Origin of the sequence: Mycolicibacterium vinylchloridicum, from assembly GCF_013404075.1 — a bacterium.
Lineage (GTDB): Bacteria > Actinomycetota > Actinomycetes > Mycobacteriales > Mycobacteriaceae > Mycobacterium > Mycobacterium vinylchloridicum.
Window position 1 is genome coordinate 186,271 of record NZ_JACBJQ010000003.1, and the last position, 24,585, is coordinate 210,855.

At 65.8% G+C, this 24,585-nt stretch carries 19 protein-coding genes and 1 pseudogene; 9 read left to right on the forward strand and 11 right to left on the reverse strand.

Annotated elements, in window-relative coordinates:
* Positions 1-7: 7 nt before the first annotated feature.
* The 4 genes and pseudogenes from HPC46_RS34855 to HPC46_RS04455 all read right to left on the reverse strand — a co-directional run.
* Positions 8-1,504: pseudogene (locus HPC46_RS34855) on the reverse strand (long-chain-fatty-acid--CoA ligase); the annotation flags it as partial.
* The gene (locus HPC46_RS04445; RefSeq protein ID WP_179467196.1) at positions 1,501-2,595 is read right to left on the reverse strand and encodes an acyl-CoA dehydrogenase family protein; all 1,095 of its coding nucleotides are present in this window, start codon (positions 2,593-2,595) and stop codon (positions 1,501-1,503) included. The gene HPC46_RS04445 and the pseudogene HPC46_RS34855, both read right to left, overlap by 4 nt.
* Before the next feature lies 1 nt (position 2,596).
* Positions 2,597-3,811, reverse strand: coding sequence for an acyl-CoA dehydrogenase (locus HPC46_RS04450; protein WP_179467198.1), 1,215 nt, complete (start codon positions 3,809-3,811; stop codon positions 2,597-2,599).
* Between the two features lie 17 nt (positions 3,812-3,828).
* Complete coding sequence (locus HPC46_RS04455; RefSeq protein ID WP_179467200.1) at positions 3,829-4,725, reverse strand: enoyl-CoA hydratase; 897 nt, start codon at positions 4,723-4,725, stop codon at positions 3,829-3,831.
* 244 nt (positions 4,726-4,969) lie between these two features.
* On the opposite strand from HPC46_RS04455, the gene HPC46_RS04460 reads away from it, so the two are divergent.
* From HPC46_RS04460 to HPC46_RS04480, 5 genes are read left to right on the forward strand one after another with little or no spacing between them, the layout of a single operon-like run.
* The gene (locus HPC46_RS04460) at positions 4,970-6,079 is read left to right on the forward strand and encodes an LLM class flavin-dependent oxidoreductase (RefSeq protein WP_005142866.1); all 1,110 of its coding nucleotides are present in this window, start codon (positions 4,970-4,972) and stop codon (positions 6,077-6,079) included.
* A gap of 16 nt (positions 6,080-6,095) precedes the next feature.
* Positions 6,096-8,645, forward strand: coding sequence for a 2Fe-2S iron-sulfur cluster-binding protein (locus tag HPC46_RS04465; RefSeq protein WP_179467202.1), 2,550 nt, complete (start codon positions 6,096-6,098; stop codon positions 8,643-8,645).
* Positions 8,646-8,658: 13 nt separating this feature from the next.
* Entirely contained in the window at positions 8,659-9,708 is a 1,050-nt protein-coding gene (locus tag HPC46_RS04470) for an alpha/beta fold hydrolase (protein ID WP_179467204.1), read from the forward strand.
* 11 nt (positions 9,709-9,719) lie between these two features.
* On the forward strand, positions 9,720-10,820 hold the full coding sequence (locus tag HPC46_RS04475; RefSeq protein WP_179467206.1) for a 3,4-dihydroxy-2-butanone-4-phosphate synthase: 1,101 nt from the start codon (positions 9,720-9,722) through the stop codon (positions 10,818-10,820).
* 36 nt (positions 10,821-10,856) lie between these two features.
* Positions 10,857-11,627 (forward strand): SDR family oxidoreductase, encoded by a 771-nt coding sequence (locus HPC46_RS04480; RefSeq protein WP_179467208.1) that lies wholly within the window; start codon positions 10,857-10,859, stop codon positions 11,625-11,627.
* Between the two features lie 2 nt (positions 11,628-11,629).
* Here HPC46_RS04480 and HPC46_RS04485 read toward each other — a convergent pair whose 3' ends face one another.
* On the reverse strand, positions 11,630-12,826 hold the full coding sequence (locus tag HPC46_RS04485) for a TetR/AcrR family transcriptional regulator (protein ID WP_179467210.1): 1,197 nt from the start codon (positions 12,824-12,826) through the stop codon (positions 11,630-11,632).
* Positions 12,827-13,021: 195 nt separating this feature from the next.
* On the opposite strand from HPC46_RS04485, the gene HPC46_RS35705 reads away from it, so the two are divergent.
* Positions 13,022-13,966 carry a helix-turn-helix transcriptional regulator gene (locus tag HPC46_RS35705; RefSeq protein WP_179467212.1) on the forward strand — a complete coding sequence of 315 codons (945 nt, stop codon included), beginning with the start codon at positions 13,022-13,024 and terminating at the stop codon, positions 13,964-13,966.
* On the opposite strand, the gene HPC46_RS04495 is transcribed toward HPC46_RS35705, so the two are convergent.
* Positions 13,963-14,721: a DeoR/GlpR family DNA-binding transcription regulator gene (locus HPC46_RS04495; RefSeq protein ID WP_179467214.1), complete on the reverse strand. Its 759-nt coding sequence runs from the start codon at positions 14,719-14,721 to the stop codon at positions 13,963-13,965. The genes HPC46_RS35705 and HPC46_RS04495 overlap by 4 nt on opposite strands.
* A 10-nt stretch (positions 14,722-14,731) precedes the next feature.
* The gene (locus HPC46_RS04500) at positions 14,732-16,732 is read right to left on the reverse strand and encodes a PTS mannitol transporter subunit IICBA (RefSeq protein WP_179467216.1); all 2,001 of its coding nucleotides are present in this window, start codon (positions 16,730-16,732) and stop codon (positions 14,732-14,734) included.
* A 139-nt stretch (positions 16,733-16,871) separates the two neighbouring features.
* Here HPC46_RS04500 and HPC46_RS04505 point away from each other — a divergent pair, with 139 nt between their 5' ends.
* Positions 16,872-17,930, forward strand: a complete 1,059-nt coding sequence (locus HPC46_RS04505; protein WP_179467218.1) for a zinc-dependent dehydrogenase — start codon at positions 16,872-16,874, stop codon at positions 17,928-17,930.
* A 66-nt stretch (positions 17,931-17,996) separates the two neighbouring features.
* Here HPC46_RS04505 and HPC46_RS04510 read toward each other — a convergent pair whose 3' ends face one another.
* From HPC46_RS04510 to HPC46_RS04520, 3 genes are read right to left on the reverse strand one after another with little or no spacing between them, the layout of a single operon-like run.
* A complete protein-coding gene (locus HPC46_RS04510; protein ID WP_179467220.1) occupies positions 17,997-19,442 on the reverse strand; it encodes an aldehyde dehydrogenase family protein in 1,446 nt (481 codons plus the stop codon).
* Position 19,443: 1 nt separating this feature from the next.
* Positions 19,444-20,637 (reverse strand): acyl-CoA dehydrogenase family protein, encoded by a 1,194-nt coding sequence (locus HPC46_RS04515; RefSeq protein WP_179467222.1) that lies wholly within the window; start codon positions 20,635-20,637, stop codon positions 19,444-19,446.
* Between the two features lie 4 nt (positions 20,638-20,641).
* Positions 20,642-21,985: an NAD-dependent succinate-semialdehyde dehydrogenase gene (locus tag HPC46_RS04520; protein ID WP_179467224.1), complete on the reverse strand. Its 1,344-nt coding sequence runs from the start codon at positions 21,983-21,985 to the stop codon at positions 20,642-20,644.
* Between the two features lie 109 nt (positions 21,986-22,094).
* Here HPC46_RS04520 and HPC46_RS04525 point away from each other — a divergent pair, with 109 nt between their 5' ends.
* Together HPC46_RS04525 and HPC46_RS04530 are read left to right on the forward strand one after the other, a co-directional pair.
* Positions 22,095-22,703, forward strand: coding sequence for a helix-turn-helix domain-containing protein (locus HPC46_RS04525; RefSeq protein WP_179467226.1), 609 nt, complete (start codon positions 22,095-22,097; stop codon positions 22,701-22,703).
* A 45-nt stretch (positions 22,704-22,748) separates the two neighbouring features.
* Positions 22,749-22,997, forward strand: a complete 249-nt coding sequence (locus tag HPC46_RS04530) for a hypothetical protein (RefSeq protein WP_005142956.1) — start codon at positions 22,749-22,751, stop codon at positions 22,995-22,997.
* Here HPC46_RS04530 and mhpA read toward each other — a convergent pair.
* Positions 22,941-24,491: a bifunctional 3-(3-hydroxy-phenyl)propionate/3-hydroxycinnamic acid hydroxylase MhpA gene (mhpA, locus tag HPC46_RS04535; protein WP_179467229.1), complete on the reverse strand. Its 1,551-nt coding sequence runs from the start codon at positions 24,489-24,491 to the stop codon at positions 22,941-22,943. The genes HPC46_RS04530 and mhpA overlap by 57 nt on opposite strands.
* Between the last annotated feature and the right edge of the window lie 94 nt (positions 24,492-24,585).

Sequence of the window (24,585 nt, forward strand, 5' to 3'; positions counted from 1 at the left end):
CGCGCAGGACGGTCTTGAGCACCTTGCCGCTCGCGTTGCGGGGCAACGCCTCGACGATGGCGACGCGGCGTGGCCGTTTGTAGGCGGCCAGATGCTCGCGGCAGTGTGACTCGATCTCATCCGCCGACGGCGGGTCGGCGGGATCGCGCGGCACGATCACGGCCAGGGGAGTCTCGCCCCACTTCGGATCCGGCACACCGATGACGGCCACCTCGGCGATCTTCGGGTGCGCCGCCAGCACGTTCTCCACCTCGGCGCTGTAGATGTTCTCTCCGCCGGAAATGATCATGTCTTTCTTCCGATCGACCACGTAGATGTAGCCGTCCTCATCCTGCCTGACCAGATCACCGGAATGGAACCATCCGCCGCGAAAAGCCTCCGCGGTCTCGGCGGGTTTGTTCCAGTAGCCGGCCATCACCAGGGGGCCCTGATAGACGATCTCGCCGACGGTGCCCGGCACGACGTCGTTCATGTCGTCGTCGACTATGCGGGCCTCTACGTTGAGCATCGGCGTGCCCACCGAGCCGATCTTTGCCAGTGCGTCATCGCCGCGCAGCAGGCAGGTGATCGGACTGCACTCGGTCTGCCCGAAGGCGGCGATGATCTCGGCCCCTGGGAAGACGTCGGTCATGTTTCGCAGCAGGGTGGTCGAGGCCGGCGCGGCACCCCACCAGATGCGCCGCAGACAGGACAGGTCCCACTCAGCGAGTCCGTCCATCGCGCAGACGATCTGCCACTGCGCCGGAGTCATCCAGCACGAGGTCACCCGCTCGGCGACGATGGTGCGCACCGTCGCCTCGGCGTCGAACCCGCCCGATGAGGGGATGACGACCTTGCCGCCGGTGAGGAACGCCGGCAACATGCCGGACACCCCGGCGGTGTGGAACAGTGGCGCAACGCCGAGCCAGCAGTCGTCGTCGGCGCGGTGGCCCAGCGTGCCGATCGAGCTAAAGGCGTGAAGGTACAGGTTACGGTGGTACAGCACAGCACCTTTGGGAAAGCCGGTGGTCCCTGAGGTGTACATGATGAACGCGGGGTCGTTGTCGCCAACGGAGACGTCGACGGGTTCCGCACTGGCGTCGTCGATGGCGCTCTCCAGCGTGCCGTCGATGGTCAGGGTGGTGTGCACCGATTCCGCCGATCCGACCGATGGTGCCAGTGCGGCGTCGACGACCACGGCTGTGGCGCCGCTGTCGGCCAGCAGGTACGCGATCTCGTCGGCGACCAGGCGGAAGTTCAACGGCACCACCACGGCACCCAGACGCAATGTGGCGAACCAGGTTTCGACGAGTTCGAGACTGTTGAGGCCCAGCACCGCGACTCGGTCGCCGCGGCCGATGCCGCGTTGTGCGAGTGCGTTGGCCAGGCGGGTCACCCGGATATCGGTCTGTTTGAACGTCGCCCGGCGGTTCGGGTCGGCGAATGCGACGGCGTCGGGACGCACCCGGGCATGCCGGGCGAGGGTGTCGCTGAGTGTGATGCCGGTCGATGCGGAGGTGGTCATAAGCCGACCCGGTCGGCCAGAAGTGCCCGGTGCTGAGTGCTACTGCCGAACAGCGCCGCCGTGGTCTTGGCGCGACGCAGGTAGAGGTGCAGGTCGTGCTCCCACGTGAAGGCGATGCCGCCGTGCACCTGGGTGGCTGTCCCCGCACACTGGGTGAACGTGTCGGCGGCCTGTGCCTTCACCAGCGGCGCGGCGATGGCGAGTTCGCCGGGGTCGTCGGCACTCATCGCCGCGAACATGACCGCCACCCTGGTCGCGTCGATCTCGATCGCCATCTCGGCACACATGTGTTTGACCGCCTGGAACATGCCGATCGCCCGGTCGAATTGTCTTCTGCTACAAGAATACTCGACGCTGAGCTCAAGGCAGGCCTCGGCGCCGCCGAGCATCTCGGCTGCCAGCAGCACTCGGGCGATGTCGAAGACCCGCTCGATTTGATCCGGTGCCGCGTCGAGGGGTTCGGCCACGGCATTCCGCAACGTCACGCGCGCGACAGGTCGGGTGATGTCGAATGCCGGCAGTCGCTCGACGCTGACGCCGGGAGTATCGGCGTTGACGACGTACAGTCCGACACCCTCCTCGGCGAGCGCTGCGATGACGAACATCGCGGCGACGTGGCCGTGCAGAACAGGGGCGCATACGCCGTTCAGTACGGTGCGCCCGTCGTCGCGGGCGGCCGACACTGTGGCAGATGCCGGGTCGGCAGCGCCCGGCCGGGTCGCCCCGAACGCGGCGATACGGGCACCGCCGAGCAGTCCGGGTAGTAGACGCTGACGCTGTTCCTCGCTTCCCGCGCTCAGCACGGCGTGCACGGCGAATGCGTGGGATGCCAATGGAACCGGGGTCAGTGCGCGGCCGAACTCCTCGAACACGATCGCCGATTCGACCAGCGAGCCGCCCACGCCGCCGTACTCCGTCGGGACCGGCAGGCCGGGGAGTTCCAGTTCGCGGCACAGCCGTTGCCACAACCTCTCGTCGTGGCCGTGTGCGCCGGCGACCTCGCGTACCCACGACAGTGGCGTGGCCTCCTGCAGGAAGGCGCGCATCGAATCGCGAAAGTCCAATTGTTCGGTGCTGTACCGAAAATCCATGTCAGCGTGGCTCCTTGGGAAGTCCGAGTAGCTGTTCGCCGATCACATTGCGCTGGATCTGCGAGCTGCCCGCGTAGATGGTCGCGGCACGTGCATAGAGGAATTCGTCCAGCCAGCAGGCTGCGGAGTTGGGTGTGCCGGGTACCGGGATGATCAGCGCCTCACCGTTTCCCGGCCCGTCGGCGGACAGCGCATCGACTCCGATGATGTCGACAGCCAGGTCGGTGTAGCGCTGGAAGTATTCGCTCCAGACCACCTTGTTGATCGCGGCCTCGGCGCCGGGGCGCTGCCCGTTCAGCAGTGCGGTCAGACCGCGGTAGCCCTGGTAGCGCAGGATCTGCACACGCGAGTAGCACCACGCCAGCTCATCGCGGATCAGCGGATCGGTGTTCCGGCCGCGCTCCTTGGCGAGCTGCCGCAGCCAATCCAGCCCTCGACCGAACTCAATTGCCGCAGTGGTGATCTGGGACCCCCGCTCAAAGCCGAGGACGGTCATCGCGGTCGCCCAGCCACCGCCGACACCGCCCAGTACATCGGTGGCCTTCGCGCGGGCGTCGGTGAAGAAGACCTCGGAGAACGACGCGTGCCCGGCCGCGTTGACGATCGGCCGCACCACCACCCCGGGCTGGTCGACCGGCACCAACAACATCGACAGGCCCTTGTGCTTCGGCATCTCGGGGTCGGTGCGGGCCAGTACGAAGATCCAGTTGGCCGTCGGACCCGCCGACGTCCAGATCTTCTGGCCGTTGATCACCCACTCACTCCCGTCGAGAACAGCTTTCGTTCGCACCGACGCGAGATCCGACCCCGCCTCCGGTTCGGAGAAGCCCTGGCACCAGCGGTCCTCCCCGGACAGGATGCGTGGCAGGAAATGCTTCTTCTGTTGCTCGGTGCCGACGGCGATCAGGGTGTTGCCCAGCAGATCAATGCCGAACATGTCGTTCTCGTCGCGCTCGGGTGCGCCACCGCGGGAGAATTCCTCGGCCAGCACCGCCTGCTCGATCACGGACAGACCGCCGCCGCCGTATTCCTTGGGCCAGGAGACGGCCACCAACCCACGGTCGGCGAGGACCTTGCGCCACCGATGCCGGAGATCTTCCCGTTCTTCGGGGGGCAGCGCGCCGGGTCCGGTCCAGTCCGGGGGCAGATGTTCGGCCAGGAATGCCCGGATCTCGTCGCGAAACGACTGCGCTTCGGGGGGATAGTCGATGTCCACCTGTGCTTCGCTCCCGATCAGGGCCGGTTCTTGGCAGCAGGCAGGATTTCCGGGGCCAGCCGCCAGTCTTCGAGTCCGTCCTCGACGGTGCCGATCCCCAGCGGGTTGCCATTGATCTCCGCCCAGTGCGAGTGGTTGAGCTGGTGGAGTGAGAAGCAGGCATCCAGGGCGGTGGAGAAGCCCATGGCGTCGACGGTCTGGTTCACCGATTCCTTGATCAGCAGGGAGGCGACGGTCGGCACCTTGGCGATGCGCCGGGCGAACTCGATGGTGCGCGCCGAGAGCTCATCGGTCGGGAAGACCTTGCTGACCATGCCGAGCCCGTGGGCGTCGTCGGCGCTCAGCGAGTCGCCGGTGAGCAGCAGTTCTTTGGCCTTGCGGGGGCCGAACTCCCAGGGATGGCCGAAGTACTCCACCCCGCACATCCCCAGCCGGGTACCGACCACGTCGGCGAAGATCGTGTCGTCGGCGGCGACGATCAGATCGCAGCACCAGGTCAGCATGAGGCCGGCGGACAGGACCAGTCCGTGCACCTCGGCGATCGTGATCTTGCGCAGATTGCGCCACCGCTTGGTGTTCTGGAAGAAGTAGTGCCACTCCTGCCGGTGCCGGGCCTCGGCGCCGGTCAGCGTCCCACCATTGCACTGGTAGGTGGGGTGCTGGCCGGGGCCGGTGGAGCGTTCCCGGACGTCGTCGGAGGATCCGAGGTCGTGACCGGCCGAGAAGCACGGGCCCGCGCCGCGCAGGATGACAACTCGCACGGTGTCGTCCTCTTCGGCCAGCTCGAACGCCGTCCCGAGCTCGACGAGCATCCCGCGGTTCTGCGCGTTGCGCTGTTTCGGGCGATCGAGCGTGATCACCGCGATCCGGCCGTCGTCGATCACGTCATAGGCGATGTAGTCGAAATGCTGCACGAATGCTCCCTTCCCAAGCTGGCTATGGCCGCCGCTGATGCAGCACGCTACGCGGGCAACGATGAAAATGTCCATAGCCGATACGCTCATATAAAAACTAGCAGGTGACTAAACAAGCAAGAAAAATGGTTCTTGCATCGGATCAAGTATCTTGCTAGTACTGTGTTGAATGTCGAAAGAGGCGGTGCACGTCGCAGCTGACAGATCAGGCGCGCTTGCCCGACCACTACCGAGAGGGTTCACGATGGAGATCGGACTTTTCCTGATGCCGGCACATCCACCGGAGCGCAGCCTGTACGACGCGACCCAGTGGGACCTAGACCTGATCACGCTGGCCGACGAGCTCGGCTATGTCGAGGCGTGGGTCGGCGAGCACTTCACGGTGCCGTGGGAACCGATCTGCGCGCCGGACCTGCTGCTGGCTCAGGCACTGCTACGCACCAAGAACATCAAGCTCGCCCCCGGCGCTCACCTGCTCCCGTATCACCATCCGGTCGAGCTGGCCCACCGAGTGGCGTACTTCGACCACCTCGCGCAGGGCCGTTTCATGCTCGGTGTCGGCGCCAGCGGCATTCCGGGGGACTGGGCACTGTTCGACGTCGACGGCAAGAACGGCGAGCACCGCGAGATGACCCGCGAGGCACTCGAGATCATGCTCAAGGTCTGGACCGAGGACCAGCCGTGGGAGTTCCGCGGAAAGTACTGGAATGCCAACGGAATCGCGCCGATGTTCGAGGGCTTGATGAAGCGGCATATCAAGCCGTTCCAGGCACCCCACCCGCCGATCGGAGTCACCGGATTCAGTGCCGGTTCTGAGACGCTGAAGCTGGCCGGCGAGCGTGGTTATCTCCCGATGAGCCTGGACCTGAACGCCGAATATGTTGCCACGCACTGGGATGCGGTGCTGGAAGGTGCCGAACGGTCCGGGCGGACACCGGATCGCCGGGATTGGCGACTGGTGCGTGAGGTCGTCGTCGCCGAAACCGACGAGCAGGCCTTCCGCTATGCCGTCGACGGCATGATGGGCCGCAACATGCGCGAGTACGTCCTGCCGACGTTCCGGATGTTCGGGATGACCAAGTTCTACAAGCACAACCCATCGGTACCGGACGAGGATGTGACCCCGGAGTACTTGGCCGAGAACACCTTTGTGGTCGGCTCGGTCGAGACGGTGGTCGACAAGCTGGAGGCCACCTACGACCAGGTTGGTGGATTCGGGCACCTTCTGATCCTCGGTTTCGACTACCTCGACAATCCGGGTCCGTGGAAGGAGTCCATGCGACTGCTGGCTGAAGAGGTGATGCCGCGGCTCAACGCCCGCATCGCCAAGAAACCGGCGTCGTTGATCGTCTGACGAGAGGACGGGAGAAATGCAGGTGGCCAGAGACGTCCCAGCGATCACCGTGCGGTATTCGGACGGAACGTCCAAGACGATGCCGGTGCAGCCGGATCAGTCGATCCTGGAGGCTGCCGAGGAACACGGCATCGCGATCGTCAACGAATGCCAGAGCGGGATCTGCGGGACCTGCGTAGCCACCTGTGCCTCAGGCGATTACGAGATGGGTCGCACCGAAGGGCTATCCGAGGTCGAACGGGATGCCCGCAAGGTGCTGACGTGTCAGACCTTCGCGAAGTCCGACTGTGTGATCAACCTGCAGTACCCCGCCGATGACAATGCCGCGCGGATCGTGACCGGAATTGGTGTGGTCACCGCGGTGGAGCGGGTCTCGCCGACAACGGCGCTGCTGCGTATCGACGTCTCGGGGCTGGACCCGCTGGTCTATCTGCCCGGGCAGTTCGCTCAGTTACAGGTGCCAGGGACCACTGCGTGGCGCAACTACTCGTATGCGCATCCGGCCGACGGCCGCACCGAGGTGGAGTTCATCGTCCGACTGTTGCCCCAAGGTGTGATGTCGGACTATCTGCGCAACGACGCGAAACCCGGCGACCGAATCGCCATGCGGTGCAGCAAGGGTGGGTTCTTCCTCCGGCCGCCGGTGCGGCCGGTGGTTCTCGTGGCCGGCGGCACCGGATTGTCGGCGATCCTCGCGATGGCGCAGAGCCTGGACGACGGTCACCATCGGCCGGTCCATTTGTTGTACGCCGCATCCGAAGTCGAAGACCTGTGCAAGCTCGACGAACTCGAGGCGCTGAAGTGCCGGCTGCCCGGGCTGGAAGTCCACACCGTGGTCTCACGTCCGACCCCGGAATGGGACGGAGCGGTGGGCCGGGTCGCCGATGTCCTCGATGCGCGCATGTTCGATGGCGGCAACGCCGACGTTTATGTGTGCGGTCCGGCCGGGATGGTCGACTCCACCCGAAAATGGCTAGACGACAACGGCATCCACGGCACTGGCCTGTACTACGAGAAATTCGTTGCCAGCGGGGCGGCGCGACGACGCACGCCGCCACGCCTGGACTACGCGACGATCGATCTGGCCGACGTCCGCCGCCGCGGCCGTGGAACTGCGGTGGTCGTCGGTGGCAGCATCGCGGGGATCGCCGCGGCCAAAGTGCTCAGTGAGACCTTCGACAAGGTCATCGTCTTGGAGAAGGACGCACCACACGCCCGCCGCGAGGGCAGGCCGGGAGCGGCTCAGGGCTGGCACCTGCATCATCTGCTGACCGCCGGGCGGATCGAACTGGAACGGTTCTTTCCAGGGATCATCGACGACATGGTCCGCGAAGGCGCGTTCGACGTCGACATGGCGGCCCAGTACCGTATTCGCCTGGGCGGGGCGTGGAAGAAGCCCGGTACCGGTCCCATCAAAATCGTCTGCGCCGGCCGGCCGCTGCTGGAGTGGTGTGTGCGACGCCGCCTGGATTCCGAACCGCGCATCAGCTTCCGCTACGAGTCCGAAGTGGCCGACCTGGTGTACGACCGCGCCGACAACACCGTCATCGGTGTCGCGGTCACTGCCGATAGCGATGAACTGGACCTGGTACCAGCCGAATTCGTCGTCGACGCCTCGGGAAAGAACACCCGCTTCCCGGAGTTCCTGGACCGTATCGGGATCGGTTCTCCGGAAGTCGAACAGGACATCATCAACTGCTTCTACTCCACGATGTTCCACAAGGTGCCCCCCGAGCGGCAATGGGACGACAAGGTGATGGTCATCTGCTATGCGTACCGCCCCTACGAGGACACCTACGCCGCCCAGTACTACACCGACAGTTCACGCACCATCCTGTCCACGTCACTGGTTGCCTACAACTGTTATTCGCCGCCACGAACGGCTCAGGAGTTCCGCGAGTTCGCCGACCTTATGCCGTCGGCGGTGATCGGCGAGAACATCGACGGACTCGAGCCGGCCTCGCCGATCTACAACTTCCGCTACCCCAACATGCTGCGGCTGCACTATGAGAAGAAGCGCAACCTGCCGCGCGCTCTGCTCGTCGTCGGCGATGCCTACACCAGTGCCGACCCGGTGTCCGGGCTGGGGATGACTCTGGCGCTCAAGGAAGTGCGGGAGATGCAGCTGCTGCTGGCTAAGTACGAACCCAATCACCCGGAACTGCCGCACCGCTACTTCCGCGCCATCGCCAAGTTGGCCGACACCGCCTGGTTCGTCATCCGGGAACAGAACCTGCGTTTCGACTGGCTCAAGGACGCCCAAAAAAAGCGGCCCTTCTACTTCGGCGCACTCACCTGGTACATGGACCGGGTGATGGAGTTGGTGCACGACGATCCGGAGGTCTACAACGAGTTCCTCGCCGTCGTGCATCTGGTCAAACCGGCCGCGGCGCTGATGACGCCGAAGGTGGCCGCGCGGGTGGTCGGCAAGTGGGCCCGCACCAAACTGTCCGGAGAGAAGACCCTCATCGAACGCAACTACGAGAACCGCACCATCCCGACCCCCGACCGGCTCGGCCAAATCGAAGAAATCCCGGTCGATTTGGCGGCAACCCGCTCCCACTAGAGAAGAGGCTCAGATGATCCATCGGATGCTGAACTGCCGGGGCACCCGGATCCACGCCGTCGAAGAGGGCGAGGGACCGCTGGTGGTCCTGGTGCATGGCTTCCCCGAGTCGTGGTACTCCTGGCGGCACCAGATTCCGGCACTGGCCGCCGCGGGCTACCGCGTGGTGGCCATCGACCAGCGCGGCTACGGCCAATCATCGAAGTACCGGGTGCAAACGGCCTACCGTATCAAGGAATTGGCCGGCGACATCGTCGGCGTCATCGACGCCTACGGCGAGAAGCAAGCGGTCGTCGTCGGACACGATTGGGGTGCCCCGGTCGCGTGGACCTTCGCCTGGCTGCACCCCGAACGCTGTCGCGGTGTCGTCGGGATCAGCGTGCCGTTCGCCGGGCGGGGTGTGATCGGCCTGCCCGGCAGCCCCTTCGGCGAGAAGCGTCCCAACGACTACCACCTGGAACTGGCCGGGCCCGGGAAAGTCTGGTATCAGGACTACTTCTCCGAACAGGACGCGATCATCACCGAGATCGAGGAGGATCTGCGCGGCTGGCTCCTCGGCCTCACCTACACAGTGTCCGGGCACGCCATGCGGGTCGCCACCGAAGCGGCGTTGGCCGCGGGGGTCGACCTCGACGCCATGGATCCGATCGAGGTGATCCGGTCCGGGCCGCTGTGCATGCCGCACGGGGCCCGGCTCAAGGACGCCTTCGTCTACCCCGAGACCATGCCGGATTGGTTCACCGAGGCCGACCTCGATTTCTACACAGGGGAATTCGAGCGGTCCGGACTGGGTGGTCCGCTGAGCTTCTACCACAATATCGACAACGACTGGCACGACCTCGCCGAGTACGAGGGCACCCCGCTGATCCCGCCTGCGCTGTTCATCGGCGGTCAGTACGACGTGGGCACCACCTGGGGTGCCGAAGCCGCTGAACGCGCGAACGAGGTGATGGTGAACTTCTGTGGCACCCACATGGTGGACGGCGTCGGGCACTGGATCCAGCAGGAGGAGCCGAAGGAGACCAACCGGCTGCTGCTCGATTTCATCACCGGACTGCGGTAGAGGCTTCGGCGATGAAGACCTCACACGGACGCGTTCGGCGCGCCGTCTCGGCGGTCGCCACGGCCCGTCCGGTCGTGGTGATGGATGACGTTGAGGGACAAGGCTATGTGGTGTTCGCCGCGGATGCGGCGACTCCCGAACTGCTCACCTTCACCGTCCGACACGGTTCCGGCTACGTGCGGGTCGCGCTGCCCGGATCGGAATGCGAGCGACTGAACCTGCCGCCGGTGTGCCACTGTGACGGCGAACCCAGCGGCACCGCGACACACCGGGTTGCCGTCGACTTCCGCGAGACCGGCACGGGGATCTCGTCGATCGATCGGGCCAGGACCATCGCCGCGCTCGCGGCAGCCGACGCCACACCGGCCGACTTCCGGCGGCCCGGCCATGTGGTCCCGGTACAGGCCGGGCGCTTGGGAGTCCTGGGTTCCACGCCGGGTGCCGCTGAGGCAGCGGTGGATTTGGCGCGGCTTGGTGCGCGACGACCCGCGGGCGTGCTGTGTGAGATTGTGTCCCAGCAGAATCCGGCCGCGATGGCGGACCGTGACGAACTGGTGGCGTTCGCCGAGCACCATCGTCTGCCCCTCGTCGCGATCGCGGAGATCGCCGCGTATCGGCGCCGGACCGAGCCGCAGGTGGTGCGCTCGGCGGAGACGCTGTTACCCACTGGCGCAGGCACCTACCGGGTGGTCGGATTCCGCGACACCGGTGACGGGTGCGAGCACCTGGCGATGATTGCCGGCAATGCCGACGCGGATGCGCCGATGCCGCTGTACGTCCATATCGAGTGCCTCAGCGGTGACGTGTTCGGGTCCTTGGCCTGCAGCTGTGGCGCCGAACTCGACGCTGCGGTGGCGGCGATGCGTGCGCAAGGTACCGGCATGATCGTCTACCTGCGCCCGCGGGCACCGCGTGCGTGCGGTCTGCTCGCCACCACGGCTGCTCCTGATCTGCTGTCGGAGACTGTCGCGTGGATACTGCGTGACCTCGGTGTCTATACCGTCAGGTTGTCCGACGATGCACCCGAACTGGGGCTGCTGATGTTCGGCGCGATCCGCGAGCACGGGCTGCACGTCGAGTCGGCCGCGTCGATGTGGTCGGCAGTCGGCTGAGGAATGTTGGGACAACATGATGGGAGCGACGGCGCGATGACGCATCCGGACCTGGCCGGCAAAGCCACGATCGTGACCGGCGCGGGAGCGGGTATCGGCCTGGCGATCGCACGACGGCTGGTGGCCGAGGGCTGCCGGGTGCTGTGCGCCGACATCAACGCCGAATCTGCCGATGCCGCAGCGGCGGACATCGGTGGCGGCGCAGTCGGCCATCAGGTGGATGTCAGCGATGAGGCACAGGTCATCGCCATGGTCGAGGCCTGCGCCGCGACGTTCGGTGGGGTGGACAAGCTTGTCGCCAATGCCGGTGTCGTGCACTTCGCGCCGCTGCTGGAGACCACTGTCGACGACTTCGATCGCATCATGCGCATCAATCTGCGGGGCGCCTGGCTGTGTACCAAACACGCTGCACCCCGGATGATCGAGCGGGGCGGTGGTGCCATCGTCAACATGTCGTCGCTGGGCGGTCAGATAGCGGCCGCAGGCACCGCGGCGTACGGGATGTCCAAAGCCGGGATCATTCACCTCAGCCGCATCACCGCGGCCGAATTGCGTTCGGCGAATGTGCGATCGAACGCGTTGCTGCCCGCCTTCGTCGACACCCCGATGCAGCAGACCGCGATGACGATGTTCGACGAAGCCCTCGGTGAGGGCGGCGCAGACACGATGATCGGCCGGCTGCAGGGTCGAATGGCCGGGGCCGACGAGATGGCCAGCGTCGTCGCCTTCCTCCTGTCGGACGACGCATCCATGGTCAACGGAACGGCGCAGGTCGCCGATGGGGGAACACTCGCGGCACTGTGGTGAGCTCAGTCGGCCTGGCTGGTCAGGATCGCATACGCGATGGTGGTCATCTCCAGCGCGACATCGGTCCGGCGGGTGAGATGCCATGTCCGCGAGACATCTTCGATGAAGCTGACGGCGGCGGCGACCAGTAACCGAGCCTGTGCGACCGAGGTCTGCGGGACCAGGGTACGGACGAGGTCGATCCATACGCCGTCGCGGTCGGCCTGGTTCTTCGTGAAGCTGTCGCGAACTTCGGCAGATGCCGAAGACAGCTCGGTGATGGACACCGAGACGAGATCGGGATCCTCCAGACTGATCCGCACCCGCCCGCCCACGAGGTCGCGGAGACGCTGTGGCACAGGATCATTCGAGCGCAACGCGCGGATGCACTCGAGCGCCGACCACTCGTCGAGACGGCGCACCAGGGCGTCGAGGATGGCCTGCTTGGAGGCGAAGGACCGGTACAGCCCCGGGCCGGCGATACCCACCCGCTTACCGATGTCGGCGGTGCTGACCGCGGGAAATCCATGGGCGCGGAACAGGTGTGCACCCGCGGCCAGCAGGGTCTCGTAGCGAGAGAACGACGCCAGCTCCCGGTCCGCCGGTTCTTTCAGCGGCTCGAGTGCCCCGACCGGAGGGGTACGGGCGGCCGCCATGCATGCGCGGTACAGCAGCTCTTTCAACTCGGCGCCCGGCAGGCTGAGGCTATGTCGCCCAAGGCTGGTCAGCGTGCTCGATACGGCCCATGCGCGCAGTTCCACGTGCGGGGCACTCAACTCCGGCATCTCCAGGCGCACGCCGGCTTGCATGCCCGCGACGATTGCGTTGATCCGGCCGCGTACCTCCGCACGGTCGGCTGCGGTCAGATAACGGGCTTCCCGCTGCCACAGCACGGTCAGAGCGCGTGTCTCGACTGCGGCTGCGATCAATTCGGGCAATTCGGCGTGCAGAGCGCGGCTCGTCGACTCTGGTGCGCGGCCCTCGGGATTGCGGACACTCTGATACTCGTCCTGCGCGTTCAGTATTGCCGCGGTGAGCAGGGCCTGCTTGTTGTCGTAGTGCCGATACAGAGCGCGGGCCGTGACACCGGCTGCTTCGGCGATCTCCTCCAGCTTGACCGAATGGAATCCGCGGTCGATGAACAGCCGGGCAGCCTGATCGAGGATCTGCTTCTTGCGGTCCTTCGGCCTGCGGCGCACGGTCGGTGCGGTTGGCTGCATCGCTGGAGTACTCCTTCCGTGATCGCCGGATCGCCACATCTTCCCAGATTGCGTAAGGCCCCAATCGGGAACGTACTAAAAAAATACATCACTCGATCAAAAAGGGTGTCTTCGTGGGATATTGGACCGCCAATCAGGGACACAAGTAGTTATCAGCTATAGACATAATTGTCTGGTCCGCGTACTCTCGCCAAGGTGATCGGTCGTCTTGATGCGACGGCGAAGACTTCTGGCGGGACTTCGCTGAGTCGTCTTCCCGCCGTCGTGGGTGGTCATCCCCGGCCACGAAGCGACGTGCGCGAGCCCGACACCGGGCATCTGATCGCCGGGGTGCAGAAGGCGGTCGACCGCCTCGTCGCGGCTTCCTCCATGGACGAACTGCTGGCACTAGCGGCCGAGGCGGCGGCTCAGATCGGCTTCACCCGCGCGATGTTCTCCCGCGTTGACCATGGGATCTGGCTGACCCAAAGTGCCTATACCGTCGACGATCCCGACTTCGCCGAGCAGCTCGTCGCATTCGGAAGCGCACATTCCCGACGGTTGGCCGGCCAGCTGGTCGAATCCGAGATGCTGCTCAGTGGAACGCCGATTCTGGTCGCCGATGCGCAATCGAACACCAGGGTCTTCCGCAAGCTCGTGAGGTTCGCGCGGACAACCGATTACGTTGCCGCACCTGTTCAGGCGTGGGGTCTTCCGGTGGCCATGGTGCATGCCGATCGGTACCCCGATCGCAGCGTTGCGGAGATCGATCGCCGGCTTCTCGGCCTGTACGCAGGCGGTCTCGGCCTGGCCATCGAGCGCGCGCAACTGGCCGACCGGTTGAGGGTCATCAACCAGGCGTCGGCCGCGCCGGGTGAGCGGGTGGCCGACGATGATGCGAACCAGGGCGCGCCGGTGCGGCTGGCGGCGGTGTCGCCGTTGCCGAGCGCCGAACATGCCACCGAGCGGCTCTCCCCGCGTGAATGGGATGTGCTGCGCAGCGTCGCGTTGGGCAAGACCAACGCACAGATCGCCACCGGCCTCTTCCTGACCGAGAACACGGTGAAGGTACACGTCAAGCGCATCCTGCGGAAGCTGGGAGCTGCCAACCGAACTGAGGCTGCGGCGCTGTACCACCGACTGACCCGGCGGGGGCCCTAGGTCCGGACGACCGACGGCCCCATCGCCTCGTACCGCCGGGCCTCGGCGAGGGACAGTTCGGTGCCGGTCACGATCGAGTCGAAGTCGGAGACTTCGGCGAACCGGCAAAAGCTGCTGACGCCGAACTTGGTGTGGGCGGCCACCAGAACCCGGCGTCGGGCGACCTTGACGGCGGTCTGCTTCACCGCGGCCACCGCCGGGTCGGGTGTCGTGAGCCCGTGTTCGGGTGAAATACCGTTCGTCCCAAGATAAGCGATGTCGATCACCAGGCTGCCGAGCATGTCAGTGGCCCAATGGTCCACGGTGGCCAGGGTGCGGCCCCGCATCCGTCCGCCGAGCAGCAGGACCGTCACCGACTCGCTGTGAGCCAGCGCCTCGGCGGCCAGCAGCGAGGAGGTGACCACCGTCAGTTCGTGATCGGCGAGCCGCTCGGCGATCAGCCGCGGGGTGAAACCCTCGTCCAGGTAGACCGTTTCGGCTCCGTGCAGCAGCTCAGTGGCGCCGCCGGCGATCCGGTGCTTCTCGGCGAGATCGACCTGGCTGCGGTATTCGACCGTCGATTCGAACGCCGCCGTCTCCAGCGGGATGGCGCCGCCGTGAACGCGCTTGAGCATCCTGCGCCCGGCGAGGACCTTCAGGTCGCGACGGATGGTCTCGGCCGCGACATCCAGCTCCTCGGCCAGCGCGGCTACCTCGACCCGCCCCCTGGTGCGGGCGAACTCGACGATGCGGCCTTGGCGGGTATCCGAATCCACGTCGCTATTCTCACCCGCCGGTGCCGCCGAGTACCGATTGGATCTCCTCGCGGGTGGTGGCCTCGCGGAGGCGGGCTACCTCGCCGGAGTTCAAGAACACCCCGGCGATCTTCGTCAGCAGCGCCATGTGGTCCTTTCCGGCCCCCGCGATACCGACCACGAACTCGGCCGGCTTGCCGTTCCAGTCGATCGGTTCGGCATAGCGGACGAATGAGATTCCGGTGCGCCGGATGGAGTCCTTGGCCTCGTTGGTGCCGTGCGGGATCGCCAGGCCGTTGCCCATGTAGGTGGACACCGAGCCCTCCCGTTCGTGCATGGCGTGGACGTACGACGGTTCGACGGCACCACACGCCACCAGCAACCTGCCCGCTTCGCTGATCGCGCCATCCCGCGTGGTGGCCGTACCCGTCAACACGATGGATTCGACGGTCAGCACGTCCTGCGCCGGGGCCTCGTCGGCCGGTTCGTCGACGGCAGGCGCGCTCGCAGCGCCGTTGGTCCTGGCGAGCAGTTCCACGATCTCGTCGTACTGCGGGGCGTTCATGAAGTTCTCGACAGACACGTGGGCGGCCGACGGTGTCTTCTGCCGGGCGCGGTCGGTGAGGTCCTGGTGAGTGACCACCAACCCGTAGTCGTCGGTGAGATTCGAGATCGCTTGATTGGTGACTTTGACGTCAGTGAACCCGGCACCCTGAATCTTTTTGCGCAGCACCGACGCACCCATCGCGGAGGAGCCCATACCGGCATCGCACGCGAAGACGATGCTGGTGATCGGGCCGCGGCCGGCGGACCCTGTCAGTGCCGCGGACACGCTGGATTTCTTCCCTTTGAGGGCTTCCATCTCTGCGGTGGCCGCGGCCAGGTCCCCGTCGTCGTCGGCCTTGTCGGTCTTCAGTAGCAGGGCGGCGACCGCGAATGAAACTGCGGCTGCACCGAATACCGACAGTGTGACGCCGAGGTAGCTGCCCGAGGCGGTCTGCGCGTAGACGGCGATGATCGAGCCGGGTGCTGCCGGCGCACGAAGACCCGAGTTGAACAGGACATTGATGAAGATGCCTGTCATACCGCCCAGGATGGTGGCCGCGATCAGCTTCGGCTTCATCAACACGTACGGGAAGTAGATCTCGTGGATGCCGCCGAAGAACTGGATGATCGCAGCTCCCGGCGCCGACGCCTTTGCCGCACCCCGGCCGAATGCCATGAATGCCAACAGAATTCCCAGCCCAGGCCCGGGATTGGCCTCGAGCAGGAACAACACGGACTTGCCGGTTTCCAGCGCCTGCGTGGTGCCCAGCGGGGTCAACACGCCGTGGTTGATGGCGTTGTTGAGGAACAGCACCTTGGCCGGTTCGATGAAGATCGATGTCAGCGGCAGTAGATCGTGGGCGACCAGGAAATCCACGACGTTGCCGGCGCCGTGGCTGAACGAGGACACGATCGGACCGATTCCGAAGAAGCCGAAGGTGGCCAGGATGAGCCCGACGATGCCGGCCGAGAAGTTGTCGATGAGCATTTCGAAGCCGGGACGAACCTTCCCGTCCCAGATGGCGTCGACCTTCTTCATCACCCAACCGCCGAGGGGCCCCATGATCATCGCGCCGAGGAACATCGGAATGTCGGTCCCGGCGATGACACCCATGGTCGCGATCGCACCGACGACACCGCCGCGGATCCCGTACACCATCCGGCCGCCGGTGGCGCCGATCAGGATCGGCAGCAGGTAGGTGATCATCGGCGCGACGACGCCGCCGTCGGCGAAGTCCCCCCAGCCACCGATCTTGGCCACCCATCCGCCCGGGTCACGCAGTCCCGGGAAGATGCCGGTCAGCCAGCCGGCCTTGATGAACAGTGCGGTGATCAGGCCCCACGCGATGAACGCGCCGATATTGGGCATGACCATGTTCGACAGCGACGTGCCCAGCTTCTGGACGTGAACCCGTGCGCCGGTCCGCGGCTTCGTCTCGGTGGTGGACAACTCGAGGCCTCCGATCTTGGGGGTGATGCCGGTCACAGCTGTAGATCAGTAAACCGCACAACCGGGCAACAATGCAAGCAATCGGTCATAAACGGGCGCAATAAATTGTGGTTTTATGCCCGGATTGCCGCTAGAGTGTGGACCAGCTCACCGTCGCATCGGAAGGACGATCGTCATGAAGGCCCTGCGCTTCTACGCCCCCGAGGATGTCCGGCTGGAGGAGGTCCCCGAGCCCACCTGTGGCCCTGACGAGGTGAAACTCCGCGTGCGCAACTGCTCGACCTGCGGTACCGACGTCAAGATCTTCTACAACGGTCACCAGAACCTCACTCCTCCGCGGACCATCGGCCACGAGATCGCCGGCGAGATCGTCGAGGTCGGTGCGGACGTCAACGGGTCCTACGGCAGCGACTGGAAGGCCGGTGACCGGGTGCAGGTGATCGCCGCGGTTCCGTGCGGGAAGTGTCACGAATGCCGCAAGGGCTGGATGGCGGTCTGCCAGAACCAGACCTCGGTGGGCTATCAGTACGACGGCGGGTTCGCCGAGTACATGATCGTGCCCAAGCAGGTGCTGGCCGTCGACGGCCTGAACCGCATCCCGGACAACGTCGGCTTCGATGAAGCATCGGCCGCCGAGCCGTTCGCGTGCGCGATCAACGCGCAGGAACTGCTCGGGATCGAAGAGGGCGATACCGTCGTCGTCTTCGGCGCCGGCCCGATCGGGTGTATGCACATCCGGATTGCGCGTGGCGTGCACCAGTGCGGCCCGGTTTATCTTGTCGACGTCAACGACAGCCGGCTGGCGATGTCAGCCGATGCCGTCAGCCCCGACGAGGTCATCAACGCAGCCGACGTCGACGTCGTCGCCAAGGTCATGGAACTGACCGGCGGACGCGGCGCCGACGTGATCATCACCGCCACGGCGGCCAACATCACCCAGGAGCAGGCGATCGCGATGGCCGCGCGCAACGGCCGGATCTCGTTCTTCGGCGGTCTGCCCAAGACCAATCCGACGATCACGTGCGATTCCAATGTCGTGCACTACCGGCAGCTGCACATCCACGGCGCCAATGGTTCAGCGCCCGAACACAACAAGCGCGCCCTGGAATACATCTCCACCGGACAGGTCCCGGTCAAAGACTTGATCACCCGGCACATCTCGCTCGACAACGTGCTCGATGCCTTCGGCATCGTCAAGAGCGGCGAGGCCATCAAGGTCACCGTCGAGCCGTAGGGCCATTCACGTCGAGTGAGTACTGGCGTTCGAGAAAACGCTGGTGTTTCGCGCGTCAGCGCTCAGTCAACGCAGGTAGACCGTCGTGCTGTGGGTGAAGAACTCGCGCGCCGCGGTGCCCTGCTCCTTGGGTCCGAGCCCACTCTTCTTCGCACCGCCGAACGGCACGTGCGGGTCTGCGCCCGCCGACTCCGAGTTGATGTGCAGCACACCGACGTCCACCTGCTCGACCGCGGCAAGCGCGCGAGCCAGGTCCTGAGTGAATATCGCTGCCGACAACCCGAATTCGCTGTCGTTGGCCAGGGCGAACGCCTCGTCGGCATCGGTGGCCCGCCGCGCGGTCAGCACGGGGCCGAACAGCTCCTCCACCCAGATGTCGGCTGGTGCCGTCAGCTCTATGACCGTGGGTGCGACGAAGAAGCCCTCGGCCAGTACGCCTTTGAAGTAGGGCTCGCCGCCGGCGAGAACTTCAGCGTCCTGTGCCATCGCTGTGCCGAGGCCCCCGTAGATGCCCCGCTGGGCGGCCCCGGTGATGACCGGTCCCATCTGCGTCGCATCGTCGGTAGGGTCGCCGACGGCCAGCGCGCCTGCTCGGGTTGCGAGTTCGGAAAGGAAGCGGTCCGCGATCCTCTCGGTGACGATCAACCGCGATGTGGCCGTGCACTTCTGGCCGGCGGAGCGGAATGCCCCCAGCATCACCTGGTCCAGCGCCAGCTCGATATCCGCATCGTCGAGAACCACGGCCGCGTTCTTCCCGCCCATCTCGGCCTGTACCGGCACCCCGCGGGCCGCGGCCGCCGCGGCGATCCGCCGGCCCACCGCGGTCGAGCCGGTGAAGCTGATCGCCCCGATATCCGGGTGGTCGACCAACGCCTCACCGACCGGCGAATCGCCGATCACGAGGTTGAGTACACCGGGCGGCAGCCCGGCATCGGTCAACGCTTCTGCGAGCCGGATCGCCAGCAGCGGAACGGTAGTGGCCGGTTTCCACACGACCGTGTTGCCGTACACCAACGCAGGCGCGATCTTCCAGGCCGGGATCGCGATGGGAAAATTGAACGGGGTGATGATCGCGATCACGCCAATCGGCTTGCGGGTCACCAGGATCTGCTCACCCGCTCGCGGTGACGCAAAGACCTCACCGGCCTGCCGGTCGCCCTCGTTGCCGTAGTAGCGCAGGATCTGGGCGGCCCGGCCGACCTCGCCGATGCCCTCGGCCTTGGTCTTGCCCTCCTCGGTGGCCAGCTCCAGGCCCCATGCGGCTGCGTTGCGCTCGACGATCGCGGCGGCCGCCAGCAGGATTGCGCCACGCTGATGAATCGGCGTGCGGGCCCAGCCCTGACGTGCCTCAGATGCCGCCACGACGGCGTGAGAGACATCGGCCGACGTCGCGCAGTTCCCCTCTGCGACAACCACACTCGGCCGCGTCGGGTTGACGCTGCTGATCGTGTCCCCGCTGCCGGCGCACCATTGTCCGGCGATCAACTGCCGCAGTTCTTTCGGCTCGCTCACCTCAGCGGAACGCTGCCTGCCCGGTCAGGGCCTTCCCGATCGACAGCAGGTGCATCTCCGAGGTGCCTTCATAGGTGAGCACCGACTCGAGATTGTTCGCGTGCCGCAGCGGTGAGTACTCCAGCGTGATGCCACTGCCGCCCAACAGGGTTCGGCATTCCCGGGCGATCGACAAAGCTTCGCGGACGTTGTTGAGCTTGCCCAGGCTGATCTGCTCGGGCCGGGCGCCTTCGGCGTCCTTCATCCGGCCGAGGTGAACCGCCAGCAGCATGCCCTTGCCCAGCTCGAGGGCCATGTTGGCCAGCTTCTCCTGGGTCAGCTGGAAACTCGACAGCGGACGATCGAAGACCTCACGCTCGCGGGCATAGGAGATCGCGGTCTCCAGGCTGTCCCGGGCCGCACCCAGCGCGCCGAACACGATGCCAAACCGTGCTTCGTTGAGGCAGGACAGCGGCGCGCCGAGGCTATCAGCTTCCGGCAACTGTGCAGAAGCGGGTAGCCGGACATTGTCGAGCACCAATTCGGAGGTCACCGAGGCCCGCAACGACAGCTTTTTGTGAATGACGTTGGCGGTGAACCCCGGAGTGTCGGTCGGCACCAGGAAGCCCCGAATGCCGTCGTCGGTCTGTGCCCACACGGTCGCGACGTCGGCGAGATTGCCGTTGGTGATCCACATCTTGGTGCCGTCGAGCACCCAATCGCTTCCGTCGCGCCTCGCGCGGGTGCGCATCCCGGCCGGATTCGAGCCGAAGTCGGGCTCGGTCAGCCCGAAGCATCCGATGGCGTCGCCGGTGGCCAGTCGGGGCAGCCACTCGTTCTTCTGCTCCTCGGACCCGTAGCGGTAGATCGAGAACATCGACAGGGAGCCCTGCACCGACACGAAGCTGCGGAAACCGCTGTCGCCGGCCTCGAGTTCCATGCAGGCCAGGCCGTAGCTCACCGCGTTGGTGCCCGCGCAGCCGTACCCCTGCAGGTGCATCCCCAACAAGCCCATCTGGCCGAATTCTTTGCCGAGTTCTTTTGGCAGCGTGGCGGATTCGAACCAGTCCTCGACATTCGGCCGCAGCCGGGTGTCGACGAACTTGCGCACGGTCGCTGCGATGTCCCGTTCGTCCGAGTCGAGCAGACGGTCGGTCGCGAACAGCTCCAGCGGGCTGTAGAGGTCCTTCTTGGCCGGCGCGGTGGTGGCGCTCATGGGGTTATCCGATCCGGATCAGTTTCTTGTTGACGAACTCGTCGATGCCGAAGCGCCCCAGTTCCCGCCCGAAGCCGGAGCGCTTGACCCCGCCGAACGGCAACTCGACACCATCGGCACCGACCACGTTCACGAAGACCATTCCGGCGTCGATCTTGTCGGCCACCCGCTTGGCCTGCTCGGAATCCGTGGTGAACACATACGAGCCGAGCCCGAACGGGATGTCGTTGGCCAACTCGACGGCCTCGTCCTCGGAGTCGACCTTGAATACCATCGCCACGGGACCGAACAGTTCCTCGCGGTAGGTCGCCGAATCGGGGGTGACCCCGGTGAGCACGCCCGGTGGGAAGTACGCGCCATCGCGCTTGCCCTGCGAGACCAGGTTGGCGCCGTCGGCCACCGCGCGGTCGATCTGCTCGGCCAGTCGCTGAGCCGCGCCCAGCGAGGACAGCGGGGCAAGGCCGTCGGCGGCTTCGATGACCTTGGTCGTGAACTTGTCGAGGAACTCGTCGTAGAGGTCGGCGGCCACGATGAAGCGCTTGGCGGCGTTGCATGCCTGTCCGGTGTTCTCGAACCGGCCCGCCATCGCCGCTTCGACGGTCGCATCCAGATCATCGCTGGACAGCACGATGAACGGATCGGACCCGCCGAGCTCCAGTACGACCTTCTTCAGGTTGCGCCCCGCGATCTCGGCCACCGCGGCGCCGGCCCGCTCGGAGCCGGTCAGCGAGACGCCCTGCACGCGCGGGTCGGCGATCGCGTCGGCGATCTGCTCGTTGGTGGCATAGACGTTGACGTAGGCGCCGGTGGGGTAGCCCGCGTCGTCGAAGATCTGTTGGATGGCCTCGGCGGACTCCGGGCACTGCGGAGCGTGCTTGAGAATGATCGTGTTGCCCAGCGTCAGGTTCGGTCCGGCGAACCGGGCCACCTGGTAGTAGGGGTAGTTCCACGGCATGATGCCCAGCAGCACCCCGACCGGGCCGCGTTTGATCACTGCGCTGCCCTCGCCGTCGAGTAATTGGATCGGCTCGTCGGCCAGGAACTTCTCGGCGTTGTCGGCGTAGTACTCGTAGATCGCGGCACTGAAGTCCACCTCGCCGAGGGCCTGGTCCAGCGGCTTGCCCATCTCGCGGTGGATGATCTCGGCCAGCTTCTCGCGGCGCTCGGTGTGCAGCTCGGCCACCCGGCGGATCAGCGCCACCCGGTCGGCCAGCGTCGATGTCTTCGACCACTCCCGGTAGGCCTTGGCGGCAGCGGCCAGCGCCTGCTCGATCTGCTCGTCGGTGGCGGTCGGGTACTCCCGCACAACCTCACCGGATTTCGGGTCGACCACTGCGTACAGACTCATATTCCGTCCTGATGGTTTAGTGGTGTAAAACTAATGAAAGTTATATACCGCTAAACTTTGGCGGCGCAAGGGTCGCCGACCGATGGACCGGTGAAGGTGAGGTGCCCCGATGTCACAGGGCGCGCCCACCGATGTTCCGGCGGGCGTCGACGGGTGGATGAACCGCCTGGGACCCAAACTGCGTGCGCTCCGCAAGGAGCGGGAGTTGACGCTGGAGGCGGTCGCTGACCGTGCCGGACTCACCAAGGGATTCCTGAGCCTGGTGGAGCGTGGCCAGACCACGATCTCGGTGCCCAACCTTCTCAAGGTGTGCGAAATCCTCGGTGTCTCAGTGGGTTCGCTGTTCGATTATCCGGAGTCGGCGGTCGTTCGCGGCGGTGGCGGAGCGCCAGTGGAGATGGGCGGCAGTGGAATCCGCGAGTATCTGCTGACCCCGGAGACCGAACGCAGCCTTCAGGTCATGCGCTCGGTGTTGAGCCCCGGTGGCGGGACGGGTGGCGCGTACACGCTGGAGTCGGAAACCATCTTCGTGTTCGTCCTCCGCGGGTGCCTGCGCCTGAGCGTCGACGGACAGGAGTCGGTGCTCAAAACCGGCGACTGCTACACCTTCTCGGCCAAGGCCGTGCACTCCTGGGACAACCCGGGGGACACCGAAAGCGAAGTCCTGTGGTCGATCGTGCCGCCAATACCACGGAATTCCGGCCCGAATCGGGTCTGAACGTGCTCTACTGGCTAGACATCAGGTGGCGGGGAAGGTATTCGGGTGGTCAAGAAGTCAGCGGGAAAGCGTGCTGACGGCGACGAAGCGCTCGCCGTCGATCAACGTGTCCGGGTCTATGTCGACACCGACGACGAGGTGCGCGGTGTGATCGTCGAGGATTTCGGTGACCTGGCCGGCCACGCCGTCGACGTCGGGGACGTCCACATCTCGGACGCAGCGCGGCGTTGGGCGGTTTTACTGGACGCCGGCACGCTGGTTTTCGTTGACAGCCACCAGATAGCGGCCGAGTAGGCGCGCCAGCGCCTCGCCATCACGACCCGCGCGCAGCACGGTCCGATCGGGCCGGATGATCGCCGCGCCGGCACGGCCATTGCGTAGCCAATCCGCCAGCGTGCTGCCGGGTGACGCCACATGGACTGCGGCGCCGTATTGTTCGGCGAGCCGTTGAAACCTCACACTTGGTTGCCGCGTCGTCACGATTGCGAAACCGTTGCCCAGCACGTCGTCGAGGCGCCGGCCGTTGCCATCGATCGCGTTGGGACACATCGTCCCGTCGAGCCGGCCGGGTAAGTACGATCGGTGGACAAGTGCCGAGCGGTGCAGCGGAGGTGTCCTGGAATCGATCACCCGCTCCCGGAGTCCGGGTATCCGGTGAATCTGCGGGATGATCGTGCGGCGCAACATGTTGCCGAAGCGCCCGCCCGACGTCATGGCGCGCCCGACCATCAGCGCAATGCCGATCATCTTGCGAGCGTGGGGCTTTCGCTCCCGCTCATAGGTGTCGAGTGCGGCCTGTGGCAACGACCCATTGATCACGCCGGCCAGCTTCCAGGCCAGATTCATCGCATCGCGTACTCCGGCCCCCATACCCTGGCCGACGAACGGCGGCGTCAGGTGTGCCGCGTCGCCGAGCAGAAAGGTGTTGGCACACTGCCACCGGTCGGCGATCTGAGCACGGAAGGTGTACTCGGTCACTCGAATCAGATCGAGCTCGTCGATGCTCACCGCCGCCGTCCACGGCGCCAATAGCGGCGCGAGCGCGGTCACTGTGCCGAAGTCGCCGGCGGTCTCGCCTGGCAGTAGCCGGAATTCCCAGCGGTAGCGCACCTCACCGATCTGCATGAACGTTCCGGCTCGGTGCGGATCGCACAGTTGGTGCACGCCTGCCCACTGCTCCAGGTCAGCGGTGGTCGCCACGTCGACGACCAGCCACCGCTGCTCGAATCGCAAGTCGCGCATGGCCGATCCCATGCGTGCCCGAACCAGGCTGTTGGCGCCGTCGCACCCCAGCACGTACTCGGTGTCGACCGTGTGCTCGCTGCCGTCGCCACGGTCGGTGTAGGTGATCCGGCTGCGGCCGTCGGCGATGCCGGCGATGTCGGTGACTTCGACGTTGCCTCGCAGTGTGGCCAGCGGGTGGCGGGCGAGATTGGTCCGCAGCAGCGCTTCCAGCTCGGGCTGGTCGAACATGTTGGCTTCCGGGTAGCCGTGCGGTGCGCGGGTGGGATCGCGGTTGAATTCGGCCAGCACCCGCAGCTGCGGGTCCAGCAGCCGCAGACCGAGCGCGGGCCGGGAGATCTTGCTGAACTCCTCGGCGATCCCCAGCCGGTGCACGATGCGGAACACCTCGTCGTCGAGATGCACGGCGCGAGGTTGCGGATAGACGTCGGCATAGCGGTCGAGCACCAGGCTGCGGACACCGTACTGGGCGAGCAGCGTGGCGGCGGTGATCCCGGTGGGACCGGCACCCACGATCACCACCGGCGGGGCATCAGTGCAGCGCATGGCCACCCTTTCGAGCAACTGAGGAAATCATCAGTAGTGAGAACCGGTAGTATTCGGCCCGTGACCGAAGCGCCGATCAATCGGCTGGAGCGCC